Source organism: Shewanella kaireitica, from assembly GCF_023284045.1.
In the GTDB taxonomy this organism is placed as follows: Bacteria; Pseudomonadota; Gammaproteobacteria; order Enterobacterales; family Shewanellaceae; genus Shewanella; species Shewanella kaireitica.
The window spans coordinates 143,092-157,382 of the sequence record NZ_JAKIKQ010000006.1; the positions used below are offsets into that span (position 1 = coordinate 143,092).

The 14,291-nt window shown below is 44.1% G+C and carries 12 protein-coding genes; all 12 read right to left on the reverse strand.

Annotated features, from left to right (window positions below; translation table 11 throughout):
* Positions 1-4 precede the first annotated feature (4 nt).
* The 12 genes from L2730_RS10425 to L2730_RS22085 all read right to left on the reverse strand — a co-directional run bounded on the left by L2730_RS10425 (position 5) and on the right by L2730_RS22085 (position 13,986).
* A complete protein-coding gene (locus tag L2730_RS10425) occupies positions 5-1,225 on the reverse strand; it encodes a type II secretion system F family protein (RefSeq protein WP_248974541.1) in 1,221 nt (406 codons plus the stop codon).
* Positions 1,225-2,961 (reverse strand): GspE/PulE family protein, encoded by a 1,737-nt coding sequence (locus L2730_RS10430; RefSeq protein WP_248974542.1) that lies wholly within the window; start codon positions 2,959-2,961, stop codon positions 1,225-1,227. The genes L2730_RS10425 and L2730_RS10430 overlap by 1 nt, the downstream gene beginning before the upstream one ends.
* Entirely contained in the window at positions 2,961-4,178 is a 1,218-nt protein-coding gene (locus L2730_RS10435) for a tetratricopeptide repeat protein (RefSeq protein WP_248974543.1), read from the reverse strand. Before L2730_RS10435 ends, L2730_RS10430 begins: the two co-directional genes overlap by 1 nt.
* Positions 4,175-5,083: an ExeA family protein gene (locus L2730_RS10440; RefSeq protein WP_248974544.1), complete on the reverse strand. Its 909-nt coding sequence runs from the start codon at positions 5,081-5,083 to the stop codon at positions 4,175-4,177. Before L2730_RS10440 ends, L2730_RS10435 begins: the two co-directional genes overlap by 4 nt.
* Before the next feature lie 2 nt (positions 5,084-5,085).
* Positions 5,086-6,762, reverse strand: a complete 1,677-nt coding sequence (gene mshL, locus L2730_RS10445) for a pilus (MSHA type) biogenesis protein MshL (RefSeq protein ID WP_248974545.1) — start codon at positions 6,760-6,762, stop codon at positions 5,086-5,088.
* 4 nt (positions 6,763-6,766) lie between these two features.
* Positions 6,767-7,102 (reverse strand): MSHA biogenesis protein MshK, encoded by a 336-nt coding sequence (locus tag L2730_RS10450; RefSeq protein WP_248974546.1) that lies wholly within the window; start codon positions 7,100-7,102, stop codon positions 6,767-6,769.
* Positions 7,083-7,739: a type IV pilus inner membrane component PilO gene (locus tag L2730_RS10455; RefSeq protein WP_248974547.1), complete on the reverse strand. Its 657-nt coding sequence runs from the start codon at positions 7,737-7,739 to the stop codon at positions 7,083-7,085. The genes L2730_RS10450 and L2730_RS10455 overlap by 20 nt, the downstream gene beginning before the upstream one ends.
* Positions 7,736-8,347, reverse strand: a complete 612-nt coding sequence (locus tag L2730_RS10460; RefSeq protein WP_248974548.1) for a PilN domain-containing protein — start codon at positions 8,345-8,347, stop codon at positions 7,736-7,738. The genes L2730_RS10455 and L2730_RS10460 overlap by 4 nt, the downstream gene beginning before the upstream one ends.
* A complete protein-coding gene (locus L2730_RS10465) occupies positions 8,347-9,225 on the reverse strand; it encodes a type IV pilus biogenesis protein PilM (RefSeq protein ID WP_248974549.1) in 879 nt (292 codons plus the stop codon). The genes L2730_RS10460 and L2730_RS10465 overlap by 1 nt, the downstream gene beginning before the upstream one ends.
* A 212-nt stretch (positions 9,226-9,437) precedes the next feature.
* A complete protein-coding gene (csrD, locus tag L2730_RS10470; protein ID WP_248974550.1) occupies positions 9,438-11,357 on the reverse strand; it encodes an RNase E specificity factor CsrD in 1,920 nt (639 codons plus the stop codon).
* A gap of 694 nt (positions 11,358-12,051) precedes the next feature.
* Positions 12,052-13,302 (reverse strand): malic enzyme-like NAD(P)-binding protein, encoded by a 1,251-nt coding sequence (locus tag L2730_RS10475; protein ID WP_248974551.1) that lies wholly within the window; start codon positions 13,300-13,302, stop codon positions 12,052-12,054.
* Positions 13,303-13,635: 333 nt separating this feature from the next.
* On the reverse strand, positions 13,636-13,986 hold the full coding sequence (locus L2730_RS22085; protein ID WP_428848450.1) for a thermonuclease family protein: 351 nt from the start codon (positions 13,984-13,986) through the stop codon (positions 13,636-13,638).
* Between the last annotated feature and the right edge of the window lie 305 nt (positions 13,987-14,291).

Below are 14,291 nucleotides of genomic sequence, written 5' to 3' on the forward strand. Positions count from 1 at the left end.
GCCATTAGCTGCCACCTTTAACAACATTGAGCATATCCCACATCGGCAGGTATATGCCTAATGCAAGCACTAATACAATACAGGCTACGAAGCCAATCAGTATCGGCTCTAACTTTGCCGTTAAGTTCTTAAGGTCGTAATCGACTTCACCTTCGTAAAAATCAGCCGCGTCATTAAGTAACTGATCTATTTGGCCAGTCTCTTCGCCTACCGCGACCATCTGTAGCACCAGCGGCGTAAATAGTTGACTGCTATTATGTACCCGCAACATTGAATCACCCGACTCGATCCCGCGCCGCATAGCTACTATGCTGTCATGCATATAGGCGTTATCAACCGCATCGGCCACTAGACTAAGCGCTTGAGTCATAGGAACCCCGGCACTGAGCATCATAGAAAAGCTGCGGCAATAACGGGACAAGGTCGAGCGCTCAATAATACTGCCGACAGCCGGAATATTCAGCTTCCAGCGATCCCATTGTCGCTCACCCTTTTCGGTACTGTGCCAATACCGAATGCCAACAAAAGAGGCGACTAGCACCACGATCATCACTGGCCAGTAATTAACAAATATGCTGGAAGTATTAATCAGTAACTTGGTTGCCCACGGGAGGTCAGCACCAAAGCGTGAGAACATCTCGGCAAACTTAGGGATCACCATAATATTGAGGATCACCATGGCAATCGCGATGGCGATAAGTACAAATATGGGATAGCGCATGGCGGCTTTAATGCGCCTACGAGTCTCTTGTTCGCGCTCTATGTAACCTGATAGCTGGATAAAGGCATCTTCTAACTTACCGGTATTTTCGCCCACGTGGATCATCGACACAAAAAGCGCATCAAATACATCAGGATGCTGGTTCATCGCTGAGGACAGTGGCCTACCCGATGTTAGCTGCTCAGAAATATCATTCAAAGCATCTTTCATTCGCTGCGAATGAGTGGTTTCAGAAAGACCTGCAATCGCTCTTAATATCGGAATGCCTGATCGAGTCAGTGAATACATCTGTCGCGTAAAGATCTGTAACTCGTCGAGTGCAACTTTTCCCTTGAACAGTGACGTGAGCGAAAACTGCTTTACCTCTTTGGCAAGCGACAACTCAAGCGGGATCACACCACGGGACATCAGCTGGTCAGCCGCGACGCTTTCTGAGCTAGCATCTAACTGGCCAGTCACCTGCTCTCCTTGTGCGCTGCGTCCTCGATACTGATAACTTGGCATTATGCTCCCTCACCGATCACGAGCGTGTCATCACTCACATCTTCAACCAACTTGGCAACCTCTTCAATGGTTGTCATCCCTTGGGCAAGATAGTCTAGAGCTGAATCTGCTAACGGGGTAAAATTAGGGCTATTATAAGCGGCGTTAGTAAACTCTTGCGGATTGCCTGAACGCATCGCTTCAATCATAGGTTCGTCGAGCTCTAAGATCTCAAACACCCCGATTCGACCACGGTAACCACTACCATTACAACTCTGACAACCTGAGCCAGTTCTAAAAGTCGCGTTAGAGAAATCTAGCTTGCTAACGGTAGACAACCAGACTTTGTCTTGTGCGGTTAGCGTGTAGGGGCTAGCACAGTTTTGACACACCCGGCGTACCAAACGCTGAGCGATAATCACTCTAAGCGCACTGGCGACAAGATAAGCCGCGGCGCCCATATCTAATAGTCTTAATGCACTGGTTACCGCATCATTGGTATGCAGCGTCGAAAGGACAAAGTGACCAGTTAATGCACCACGTAGACCAATCTCTACCGTCTCTTGGTCTCGCATCTCACCCACCATGATAATATCGGGATCTTGACGCAAGGTTGTTCTCAGTACGTTAGAGAAATCTAAGCCTATCTTGTGGTTAACTTGCACCTGGTTAATGCGCGGCAGTTGATACTCGACTGGGTCTTCAACGGTGATGATTTTTCTGTCAGCGGTATTTAACTCGCTCAGTACACCGTACAAGGTGGTGGTTTTACCACTACCCGTTGGCCCTGTAACCAGCAACATACCGTGAGGACGCTTAATCTGCCTTCTAATACGCGCCAACATTTCAGGCGGCATACCAGTCTCATTCAGTGTTAATAAGCCTGCTGATTGATCCAAAAGACGCATAACGACTGATTCACCATGATAAATCGGCATGGTAGACATACGCACATCAATCTTGTGACCCTTAATCTCCATATGGAAACGGCCATCTTGCGGCAAACGTTTTTCAGAGATATCAAGCCCAGCCATCAGCTTCAAACGTAGCACTAATGCTGCAGCAATATTAACCTCAGGCAATACGTTTTCGTGCAACTGTCCATCAATACGTTGGCGGATCCTTAAGGCATTTTCACCAGGTTCGATATGGATATCCGAGGCACGCATCTGCACTGCATCTTCGAATATTGACTGTAATAACTTAACCACTGTGGTTTCGTTATCACTGTCGCCATCGGTTAGATTAGCAAGGTCGAATAGATCATCTGCGGCATACTCTTCTTCAAGCTTACCCGCTATCTCTGCGATCTCTTCAGTACGGCGATAGAGGTTATCAAAAGCATCAAGCAACTGGTTTTCAGTGACAACTGCAATGTTAATCCGCTTCGGAGCCAACAGATCTTCTAAGGTGTCCATCGCTTGCAGGTCGGCCGGGTCACTCATAGCAACTAGGGCTGACTCGCCTTGATCTTCAACCACTAATGCACGGTATCGGCGTGCCTGCACCTCTGGCAGCAACCCAACAACAGCAGGAGAGATAGAACGCTTGCTGATATCTAAGAAAGGGATATTAAGCTGCTGTGACAGAAACTTCAGCAACTGCTCTTCAGTGATGCAAGAGAGGTCGATTAGCGTACGCCCAAGCTTCTTGCCCGAATTTCGCTGCTCACTAAGCGCTTGACCAAGCTGGTCGTCAGTAATGATATGCTCTTGAACGAGCAGATCACCAAGCCGCATTTTTAACTTAGGTTTCACTAGTATGCTCCTAACTGCACCAATCGATTATCGACATAAGCTTGCGCTTGCGATGACAGGTTCCCTTGTGCCAAGGCTTGATTGTAGGCATTTTTAGCCTCGGTATAATTCTTTTGTGCGTCAAGTGCATAACCAAGTCCCATCCACCAACGCCCTTGGCTAGGCTCATTTTTAGCAAGCTGTCTAAAACTTTGTTCTGCGACCGGAAAATTCTGCTCTTTTTGAGCCAAATCGCTCTGCTGATGCCATTTTTTAACCGCGAGCGGGCTGGTATCGGGGATCTGCGCTAAACTGCTCAATGCCTGCTTATTCTGCCCAGCAGATTGCTGCACTCGAGCAAGCAGTAGTGCATATTCATATTCTTGTGGGAATAACAATTGCCCCTGTTTCAATAACAGAGCAGCCTCGGAGAGCTTATTTTGACCATAATAAAGTGCTGCAGCCTGTCTCCTCGCCTGATGAAGCGCAGGGTTATAGGATAAAGCCGCTTTATAGTAAGTTAATGCATCGCTGTGTAGGCCTTGCTGCTGAGCGTCGTTTGCCAAAATCATCTGTTTCTGCGCTAGTTGCTGTGGAGTTAACTTCACCTCTTTAACCGCCATATTGCTGCCAGAATATCTATCTTGATTTCCCCGCTTAGCCGGCGCAATGCTCATTGAGCTAACAGATTTGGTTGCTGTTTGCTTTTCATCAATTTGAACAGGGGCTTTCTTAGCACCTAGAGAGGCGCGAGGGCTCACCGTTTCTATCGGCTCTTCAGTTGGAGTATCGACCACCTCTGGCGCAACACTCGCTAACTCTATGTCTGTAGAGGCAAGCTTACTCTTAGCTTCTTTCACCGCCTCGTTCTTTGGCTCTTTTACAGCCAGAGTACCGACAACATCTGCGGGCGCTGCTGCACTCGCATTCGCCATACTTGCGCTATCGATACTCTCTTTTTGACTAGGGCCAACATTTTGCTTTGGCGTTACTGGCAGCTGTTCAGCATTATTTTTTTGCGCCGCTAAGTGATTAGTAGCAGTTCCAATCAAAGCCGGTTCCATAACCAAATAAACGACTAGACCACCAAGCAATAATGATAATGAACAGGCAAACACCAATGGCCGCTTTGACTGTCGTTGCGGCATGACTGCACTTTGTGGCTTGGCCATGCTTTCAATACCATGAGGCTGTTGTCGTTTATCTAAGTCTTTGAGCATTTTGTTGATGACACTCATGCAACGCCTCCTTTTAGCCAATAAATAACAGCGGATATCATGCAAATAATTGCGCCTATCGCTAACATCCAATTAAACAAAGAAACCTTGGATACTGTGGCATCTTCAGTATCAGCAATAGCGGCATCAACGTGCTGTTTCGAAATCTTAATAGCGCCTTCTCCAAAGCAAACCAGCAACGCTTTGTGGCACAAAATATTAATGAGTCTTGGGATCCCTCGCGCAGCTTTCGCTAAACGTTTAGAATCCAAGGGGGTAAATAACGTCTCCCCTTCACTTCCTGCAACTTGCAGGCGATGCTGAATGTATGCCGATGACTCTTCTAATGTGAGCGAACGCAAACTATAACTAAAGGTGATCCGCTGCCTTAATTGCCTAAATTTATTCTGCGCCAACCTTTCATCTAGCTCTGGCTGGGCAAACAACACCACTTGTAACAGCTTTCGGCTCTCTGTTTCTAAGTTAGTGAACAATCGAAGCGCTTCTAAACTGTCATCGGGCAATGCTTGTGCTTCATCTAACACCAAGATAATGGAGTGTCCATGTGCGCTGAGCGCCATTAACTGTTGCTGAATCAACCCCGTGAGTTGCTGTTGACCTATTTGAGCGGAATGTTTAAGGCCTAACTCCATTGCCACCGCCCAGCGAAGCTCATCGGGCGTTAAATAAGGATTGGGCAGATAAGCACAATGAAATCGCTCAGGTAGCTCGTTGATTAGTTTTCTACAAATTAATGTTTTACCTGTGCCGACTTCACCCGTCACCTTGATAAAACCCTCCCCGGTTTGCAACGCAGTTTGTAGCACTTGTAAGGCTTCAACATGCGGTGCTAAACCGAAGAAAAATTCCGTATTCGGCGTCAATGAAAATGGCGTTTCAGTTAACCGAAAGTGCTGCAGATACAAGCCTATTCCTCCTCAGGATACCAACGGTCAAGCAGCTCTTGAGAGCGCTTAAGTTCAGTCTCCCAAGTATCTGCACCAACAACCACTGGTTTAAGCAGAATAACTAACTCTGTTTTAACGGTAGAATTCGCTCGGTTAGTAAATGCCTCACCTAAATACGGAATATCGCCTAACAGCGGCACCTTTGACACCAACTCAATATTTTCGCTCTTCATCAAGCCACCAATCACAACAACGTCGCCACTTGCAGCTTTAATCACAGTATCTGATTCACGAATTTCGCTCTGTGCTAATGGCAGTTCTAAGGTGCTATCGGAGATTTTAATGGTTTTTGTCTGCTCTTTAATATCAATAACTGATGGGTGGATGTGCAATAACACATTTCCTTCGGCATCAATTTGCGGGGTTACATCAAGTGCAATACCAGAGAAAAATGGAGTGAGTTCAACCTCAGGCGTAGTCACAGGCGTTGTGCCTGCGACTGTTGTTGAAGAGACATCGGTGACGAAGTACTCATCAGTACCGACTTTAATCACCGCTTTTTGGTTATTCGAGGCTGTAACTCGTGGACTAGACAGTACATCGACGTCACCCTGCGTATCAAGCAAGCTGATCATGGTACTAAAGTCTGAACCTTTAAGCTGGATAGAAGTTACACCACCTAACACACTGGTGATCTTATCACTCAGACCTGTGGTTGGACTGGTACCAAACGTAATGTCAGTGCTGCCAGCATGACCTAATACACTCTCCCAATGAATACCTTGCTGGTATCCGTCTGAAAGCGTAACTTCTAGTACTTTCGCTTCTAAAATAACTTGACGCTGTAAATGACTCTCAGCAGTTTTGATGAAGTTACGTACCTGTCTAATCTCATTTGGATAAGCGCGAATAGTCACAAGTCCAGCTTGGGGAGTAACCACAACTTGACGTCCGCCACCGCTATCACCAACAATTGAGACCAGTGTTTCTTTTAGCTCGCCCCAAAAATCAGATTTAGTCTTAGAGCGGATAAAGGTGCCGTTAGTTTGCTCACTGCTTTCACTGTTTGAATTTGAGTCACTGTTAGAACTGCTATTCGAGTTATTACTGTTACCGTTACTGTTACTATTATTACTGCCACTTGAGCTATTGTTATTGTCTGAGATGCGTCCGGAGTTAACTGATGTTAACGATAGACCTTGGCGCTCCATATATAAGTAGTTGAGAGAGAAGGTTTCAGTACGCATTCCCGCTGGATAGATCCGTAAAATGCGGCTTTCCCTGCTAACTTCGTAACCGTAAATATCTTCAACAACCTGCAGAGCTTCGTTAAGTGTTACCCCTTTTAAAGACAGGGATATAGTCCCAGACACATCCGGATGCACAGCAACACTTAGTGGGGTACCTTGCACTAGACTCGGGAAGAAAACCTTAGCATCAACATCATGGGCCGACACATCAAATCGACGCTCAGCTCTTTTAGCCGGAGTAAAACCAGCCAGCAAGCTATTTGAAGCCAGCTCTCTTTGCACATCATCTGGCATCACTGCTGGAGGCGGTGCCAAGGCGGCACTTTCCGCAGTCGCCAATGACTCTGCTATCGCCTGTTTTGACTCAACAGGGTTTGGTCGGTCAACAGTCTGACAGGCCACCAGCAGCAAAGTCATTAAAGGGGTTATGTAGTATATTGAGCGCATCTGGTTATTGTCCCTTAATCTCTGTAATCGCTTTAAACATTGTCAATTTACGGCCATCCGCTAACGACACAGTATCCTTGCCAATCTGCACAATTTTAACGCCTTGTACTCGTTGGCCCTTCTTATATATTTCATTATTTATTACTGCAAAAGCGCCACTCTGCTTAATGACGACACTATTGAGCGTTAATGTTTTATCAACTTTCACTGTTGCAGAAGTTGTTGAAGTCGACCCAGCGCCTGGCAGCGTTGGGTCACGCAAACTAGCGGCGTTGAGACTAAAGCAGATTCCACTCACAACAAGGAAAAGTAACGAGCGACTAATTGGTTTTAGCGACACTAATAAAGTCCTTATTTATGCTTAGGGTATAAAGCTCTAGCGTGATAGCTGCTTTCGGATAAGCATCAACTTTGTAGTCCATGCTACGCCAATAGAGTTTATTCGGCATGTTTTCTACAGCTTCAACAAAACGTAATACTGAAAAGTAATCACCGGTAAATTCGAGTTTTATACCGTGACTATATAAATTCATCTTTTTCTCTTCACCCACCTCTAACAATGGCGTAGGTGCAATGGAGGTGAATGCTTTTAATTTAATGCCTTTTACATTGGAAAGGAGCCCTGCAAGCAAAGCTGGCATATGGTCCGCCGGCACCATATCAACCATCTCAAAAGACAACTGTTCATCAATCTGTTTCGTCTGTTGAATGATATTGGCTAAACGCTGGCGATATTCAGTATCCGGATCGGTGGCTAAACTTTGCTGATAGAGAGCGATCTGCTGTTCAGAGATATTGTTCTCATTCTTAAGTGACGCTATCTGTTGCTTTAGCTGGGTATGTTTGGTCAACAAAGACTCTAATGGTAGATATAAAATCATTCCTACTACAATCAATACCGCGGCAGCGACTAATACTCTTTCACGTTGGCTAAGCAGATCAAATTTGGCGGCTAAATCAGTCCAATACTGTTTCATTTTTTAACCTCCGCCGTATTGGCTTCCATAGCATCACTGGTTAATTTAAATGCTAGCGGTTGATCTTCACCCAAGCTCATCGTCATCGACGCAAATGCATGCCCTTTGAGCGTGGTGGTGGTTTTCAATCGATCAATCCAGTTCGGTACACTTTGTGGATTCGAGGTATAACCTTCAAAAATATAACGGTTTTCGTTTACTTGTATACGGTTAAGCCAAATACTGCGATCTGCCACGCTGGCCAAATCAGTCATTAACGGCGAATAGCCATAACTGGTTAGCTCTTCCTGCTGACTCAGTTTGCCGATTAACATCTGCTTAAGCTCAAGCTGTTGCGCTTTTAACTCAACTTCAGCGACCAAAGTAGCACTGGGCTTTCTTTTGGCTATTTCATCTTCAAGCTCAACTTTTTGCTCATCCAATAACGCTTTAGCATGCTGCAATTCAGTCTTTTCAGACTCAAGACTAGAAACAAAGCCGTAAGCAACAACACTACCTAGCAGTAGCGCTATAACCAAGCCTGCTAGCACTTGGTTTAACCGTAAAAAAGATAAACGTAACTCTGTTGGAAATAGCGACTCTGAGTAGAGGTTAACTCTTAATTTCATTATGATTCGCCTCTTGAAAATTCAGCTAACGCCATCTGCGAAAAGACCGCATCGACGGATTCAGCTTGGTAAGGCGTCACGCTTTGGTTGAAGTTTTCACTTACTAAAGCTGCAAGTTGGTCACGAGCCCCTAGCATTAACAGATCGATAGAGACCACAGGCGCTTCGCGTAGTTGACTTTCAAAGAAGTCCATTGAGCGTTGGATCTCAAGACTTAAATTGTCAGCCAAGCCAAAGGCTAAATCTTCTGCCGCTACGGTATCTAGCTGCAAAAAACCTCTCACTCTTCGCTGCATATATAGCTCACCGTTTTTCACAACAGCAAGCAGAAGTTCACCACCCGCGCGATGGCTGAGTAGCAACCTTGCTTGGGTGTCATTAAACAGGTTGGTAATCGCCATCTCTTCAATCGTTACGCCGCAGGTTTCAATGCCGCTGGCTTTCGCTGCCGTTAAAAGACTGGTTAATTTTGATTTTTCTGCAACGACAACACTGACTTTATTGGTGGTTTGCTTAGATGACTCAAAATAATCAAGATGGATATTGGTGACAGGTTGGCTAACGAGGTCTTTTACTGACCAAAGTAGTGCGGCACTCATCTCTTCTGGTTCAACATTCGGCTTATCGACTTGTATAAGCTGATAAAAATCGGCGGATAACACCATTTGAACTTGTGCAGGCCCCAATGCTTTGACTAACTGTTCGAAAGCATCTTTCCAGTCAAACTCTTTAAAACTGAAACTAGAATATTGCTCGGGAGAATTATCTGTACCACTTTGATATGCGTATATTTTGTCAACACAAACATACAACCCTAACTTTATGGTCGGAGCAGATTTCTTCCAAAACTGAAGTTTGCTTAGCAAGCTATCTTCCATTCATCCATGCCTTAAATACTGTCAATTTCTATCGAAAAAAAATTAAATTGTGTCGAATTCTGAGAACGACTTTTTATTAGTTTGTCTAGAGCACTTATTGAGGTTAGAACAATAGTCTTCTTATGTCATTAGTGTAACCACTAATAGCTGAATATTATAGAAAAACATCCATAATACCTATAAAGCCGAACACCTGTATTATTTATATACAACTAGACTTCTTCTACAGGCTCACTAAAAAAACTGCCTTGTCCGGCACTCACACCTAAAATCTGCAATGTTTGCCACTCTTCAAAAACTTCAACACCTTCAGCACAAACTTGAACGTCAGTACGAAACAGACCCGCTATTAAGCTTCGAACAAACAATTGGTTTTCTGCACGCAAGTGTATTTGACTGACAATAGATCGATGTAATTTGATCAATGATATAGGATAGCGCTGTAAATATTCAGTGCTTACAACTTGCTGCCCAACGCGGTCAACACAGACCCCAGCTCCCATCTTGCTGATCATATCCAGGGGTTCAGTTAATACCGCTTGATTGTGTACCAAAATATCCTCATTGACCTCAAAGATAATCCGCGGAGCTAAGTGCCTGTATTCCAATAAGGTGGTTTTCAACCAACGTATAAACGCACGACTAGTCAATGTATCCAAACTTAGGTTAATACTGAACTTCAGGCTGGTGTCATTTTGTTTCGGCAGCAGATCAAACAACACCATCTCGATAACTTGCCTCTCAATTTGAGGCGTTAAGCCACACTTTATTGCCATAGGTAAAAATAACGTTGCACGGACTAAATTACCTTGGGTGTCACGTAGACGACATGAGACCTCTTGATGATGTGCATTTAGATCACTGTCGACCACAGGTTGAGAAAACAAGAAGACTCTCTTACTTACTAATACGTTTTCTAAAAAACTACGCCAACGCACAGAGCCTTTTGATAAGTCACCATCAACAGCAGCGCCTTTGTCGTACATAAACCAGCTACTACCGCCTTGAAACTGTGCCGAACGTAATGCCTGCTCAGCCTCTTCAACTAAAGCATCCTTATCATCGCCAACTTCAAAATAAGCTCCGCCTAAATGTAGGAAATCATCCGGGGTATCGATCAGGCTATCAATTCGGCTTAAACTTGCTTTCAGCAATTTTGCCGCTAGTTGGTCTGCCTCTTTTTGCGAAATTTGTGGCACAACAACGGCAAACTGATTGTTGGAGCGACGTGAGAAGATGGTGTTCGCTTTACTCACTAGAATTTGGTTGATGGTAGCAATAATTTGAGACAGCATTTCATTGAGCTCTTGCTCACCGATTTCTCGACTTAACAGGTCTAGATCTTCCATCTCAAATAGATATAAAACACCCGGCGTCATCATGCCGCTGCTACTGCTTAGTGCATCTAGACGGTTTTTCAAAAACAGACGGTTACCAATACCCGTCTCGGCATCTAAGAAAGTATTCGAGCGAATAAACTGATCGAATCTTGCACGCTCTTTATGCGCTTCATAAAGTTCAAGCAGTAACTGTGTCATAGCACGGTTTATCATCCTAGGCCTACCGTGCCCTTTCTCTGCCAGTGCTTTATCACGTTGACCAGTTAAGATCAGATTCGCCCGTTGAGCCAAATCTTCAATGCCGTTAAGTTGCTCTGAAAACCATCTAAAACCAAACCGAACAAACAGCATCACAGCAATACATCCAACCACAAGAATCATCCACTCGTACGCACTGACTTCATGCTTATTAAACGGTTGGGGTAACACCAGCTCCATTGTTAAGCCATATTCAAGTTCACTGCTATATCGCACACCCGCTTGTTGTAGATTATCCTGCTGATATTCAAACAATGTCACCTTATCTTTGCTAAGCACAAACGACTCAGCCTGATAAGCATGCAATAAGGGCGGTAACCAATTATTAAGCTCCCAACGCTGTTCAGGCGCAATATTTACCGCAAATTGCTGTTGCAACATATTCTCAAGTTCAGAGACTTTCTGTTGCTGAAATGCATAGGTCAGCTGGAAAAAACTAAACATAGCAGTGATAAAGCAGATAAAGGCGACGCCAGCTAGGGACATAAGCCAAAAGCTAGTGAGTTTCTTGGTAAGAATTCGAGTGAGTATCATTCTGTCCGCTTCCTGCAGGATCTTATACCAATCTGTATAAGAAGTTGATCTACTCAGAGCGTTTTTGGCACGCTAATTCAAGGCGGATAAATGACATAATGGTTGTTCCCTTATGAGTTTATTCAACGCAGAAGTAGCAAGCCAAAAACACTCCTATCAGGCGAGTTTTAGCGGCTTTGATGCTGCGTTAATGAACTTGAACCTAGTTTAACTATGCTCTTCATTCATTGTCTTACCTCAAAGCAGCTAAACTCTCGCTGAGCGATCAAATCTTTATACTGATTGGTATTATTTTTATATTAACAATTAAACGCTATAGCTAATACCAATTGCATTAAAAGTTTGACCATTCAGCGGGAATTCAAAACGCTGTAGGAAAGTAGTGGGATTTGAGCTAATAGTTATTCTATATCCAAATCCCATAGCGAATCATACAACGTTTTGAAACCCGCACTACGTGAGTTCCTCAGTCTTTCCACTTCTGCTTTGCATTGGCTTAAAAGGGAACAACCATTTCTTTACCAATGCGCTTTGAATTGAAAAGACTGAGGGGCTCTGAACTGGCCAAATACTTAATGCTATTGGTATAACTATTAGCGATTATTAAACAGCGGCTGGTAAAAGGCAAAGTAAAACGCTAGAAAACAAAAAAGGGACCGAAGTCCCTTTTTCAATCAAATCAATAATGAAGTGATTACGACTCCATGTAACCTACTGGTAGAGTTGTAATATTTGCCACACCAGACTCAATAGCCGCAAGCGCTACTGCTTTAGCCACATTTGGCAATAAACGCGGATCCATTGGCTTAGGAATAACGTAGTCCGCACCAAACTCTAATGAGCTCACATCAGGGTATGCGGCAAGTACTGAAGCAGGAACCGCTTCTTTCGCTAAGCTCGCAATCGCATGCACTGCAGCAATTTTCATCTCATCATTAATCTTTGATGCGCGCACATCTAATGCACCACGGAAAATGAATGGAAAGCACAATACGTTGTTAACTTGGTTAGGGTAGTCGCTGCGACCTGTACCCATAATTAAGTCTTTGCGAGTCTCATGAGCGATTTCAGGTCTAATTTCTGGATCTGGGTTTGAGCAAGCGAAAATGACAGGTTTCTCAGCCATCAAAGCAACATCTTCAGCAGCCAGCACATCAGGGCCAGATAAACCTAAGAATGCATCAGCGCCTTTAATCACATCTTGCAGCGTGCGCTTATCAGTATTATTTGCGAACAGCGCTTTATACTCATTGATGTCTTCGCGGCGAGTGTGGATAACGCCTTTTCTATCTAGCATGTAGATATTTTCACGTTGCGCGCCACACTTAACGATCATCGTCATACAGGCGATAGCTGCAGCGCCGGCGCCCATACAAACAAATACCGCATCCTCAATCGACTTGCCTTGGATCTCTAATGCGTTGATCATGCCAGCGGCAGTTACAATTGCAGTACCATGCTGGTCGTCATGGAAGACCGGAACGTTACAACGCTCAATCAACGCTTTTTCTATTTCAAAACACTCGGGTGCTTTAATATCTTCTAGGTTAATACCGCCGAATGTGTCAGCAATCGCCTCAACAGTATTAATAAATTCTTCTGAAGTTCTATGTTTAACTTCAATATCAGTCGCGTCAATATTGGCAAAATGTTTAAACAATAACGCTTTACCTTCCATCACAGGCTTAGATGCCAGTGGACCTAGATTACCAAGACCAAGAATAGCAGTACCGTTAGAGATCACGGCAACGGTATTACCTTTGCCGGTATAACGATATGCATTTTCAGGGTTTGCTGCAATTTCACGAACAGGCTCTGCAACACCGGGGCTGTACGCTAGTGCTAGGTCCATGCTCGTTTCAGCGGGTTTTGTAAGGCAAACTGCTGTTTTACCTGGTACGGGTAATTCATGATAATCGAGGGCTTGTTGACGAAGATCTGCCATTTTTCTAATCCTGAGTGCGACTAATATTATCCAAAGCGAAAGGTCGACAGCAAAACGTTTGTTTAGGTTAAGGTCTTTAAAATGTAAACCTAAATAAAATCGTATACTGATAGCCGCTAAGATACTCGAATATAGAAGCATTTCAAATAAGATCTGCCAAAATTTTAACTTTATCGCTATATATTATTTCAAACTGTCTTTTTCAACGGTTATCTGTGATGGATGGGCACCATTTAGTCGCCACTTACTGTAATAAAAATACACCCAGCCTTGTTACAAAACGGGGCTTTGTAGCAGTTTTAGATTCAAAATGTTGCCAAACTTACCAATATCTTACTTAGCTACCACCAAAACTAACTTTTCATCGATTATAAGCTCAAAAAGCTGACCTTTTCTTTCATAGCCTCTCACAACACCTCTGACCTCTAACCAACGATGGCTATCCTCTCTTGAAAGAGTTTCTATCGAGCGGACTTTATAGTCTTGATGTCGCCATAGACCGAAATAATTGCGTCGTGTAACAGTTTCAATATCGGCTAAACAGTGCCAAAACATGTCATTTTGAAACACCTTCGATTTCGCAAAACCATTAGCAAGTAGTAACTCCTGCAGATGTTCCCCTTTCTCCGTGTATACATAGGCAAGTGTACGGCCGAATGGGTTAAGTTTTCGTTGCCGAGGCAGGAAGCCAAAAACACTCCTTACAGGCGAGTTTTAGCGGCTTTGATGCTGCATTAATGAACTTGAATGTAGAATAACTATATTCTTCATTGCTAACCATATGGCCAAGCATGTTCCAGACATGCTTAAGGCATTCCCTCCCTCTTTGGAGGTCAGATAAAAGAGGTACGAGAGTAAGGAGGCTCGAAACTAGAATCATGCAGGAGCGATTATCGAGAGTAACGCAGGAGCAGTGCATTTAATGACCTTCCCCCAAAGTTGCTAAACTCTCGCTGAGCGATCAAAGCTTTATACTGCTTTGGTATGAT

Coding starts and splice junctions, on each gene's coding strand:
- L2730_RS10425 (WP_248974541.1), bottom strand. CDS start 1,225: ATGCCAAGTTATCAGTATCGAGGACGCAGCGCACAAGGAGAGCAGGTG.
- L2730_RS10435 (WP_248974543.1), bottom strand. CDS start 4,178: ATGAGTGTCATCAACAAAATGCTCAAAGACTTAGATAAACGACAACAG.
- mshL (WP_248974545.1), bottom strand. CDS start 6,762: ATGCGCTCAATATACTACATAACCCCTTTAATGACTTTGCTGCTGGTG.
- L2730_RS10455 (WP_248974547.1), bottom strand. CDS start 7,739: ATGAAACAGTATTGGACTGATTTAGCCGCCAAATTTGATCTGCTTAGC.
- L2730_RS10460 (WP_248974548.1), bottom strand. CDS start 8,347: ATGAAATTAAGAGTTAACCTCTACTCAGAGTCGCTATTTCCAACAGAG.
- L2730_RS10465 (WP_248974549.1), bottom strand. CDS start 9,225: ATGGAAGATAGCTTGCTAAGCAAACTTCAGTTTTGGAAGAAATCTGCT.
- csrD (WP_248974550.1), bottom strand. CDS start 11,357: ATGATACTCACTCGAATTCTTACCAAGAAACTCACTAGCTTTTGGCTT.
- L2730_RS10475 (WP_248974551.1), bottom strand. CDS start 13,302: ATGGCAGATCTTCGTCAACAAGCCCTCGATTATCATGAATTACCCGTA.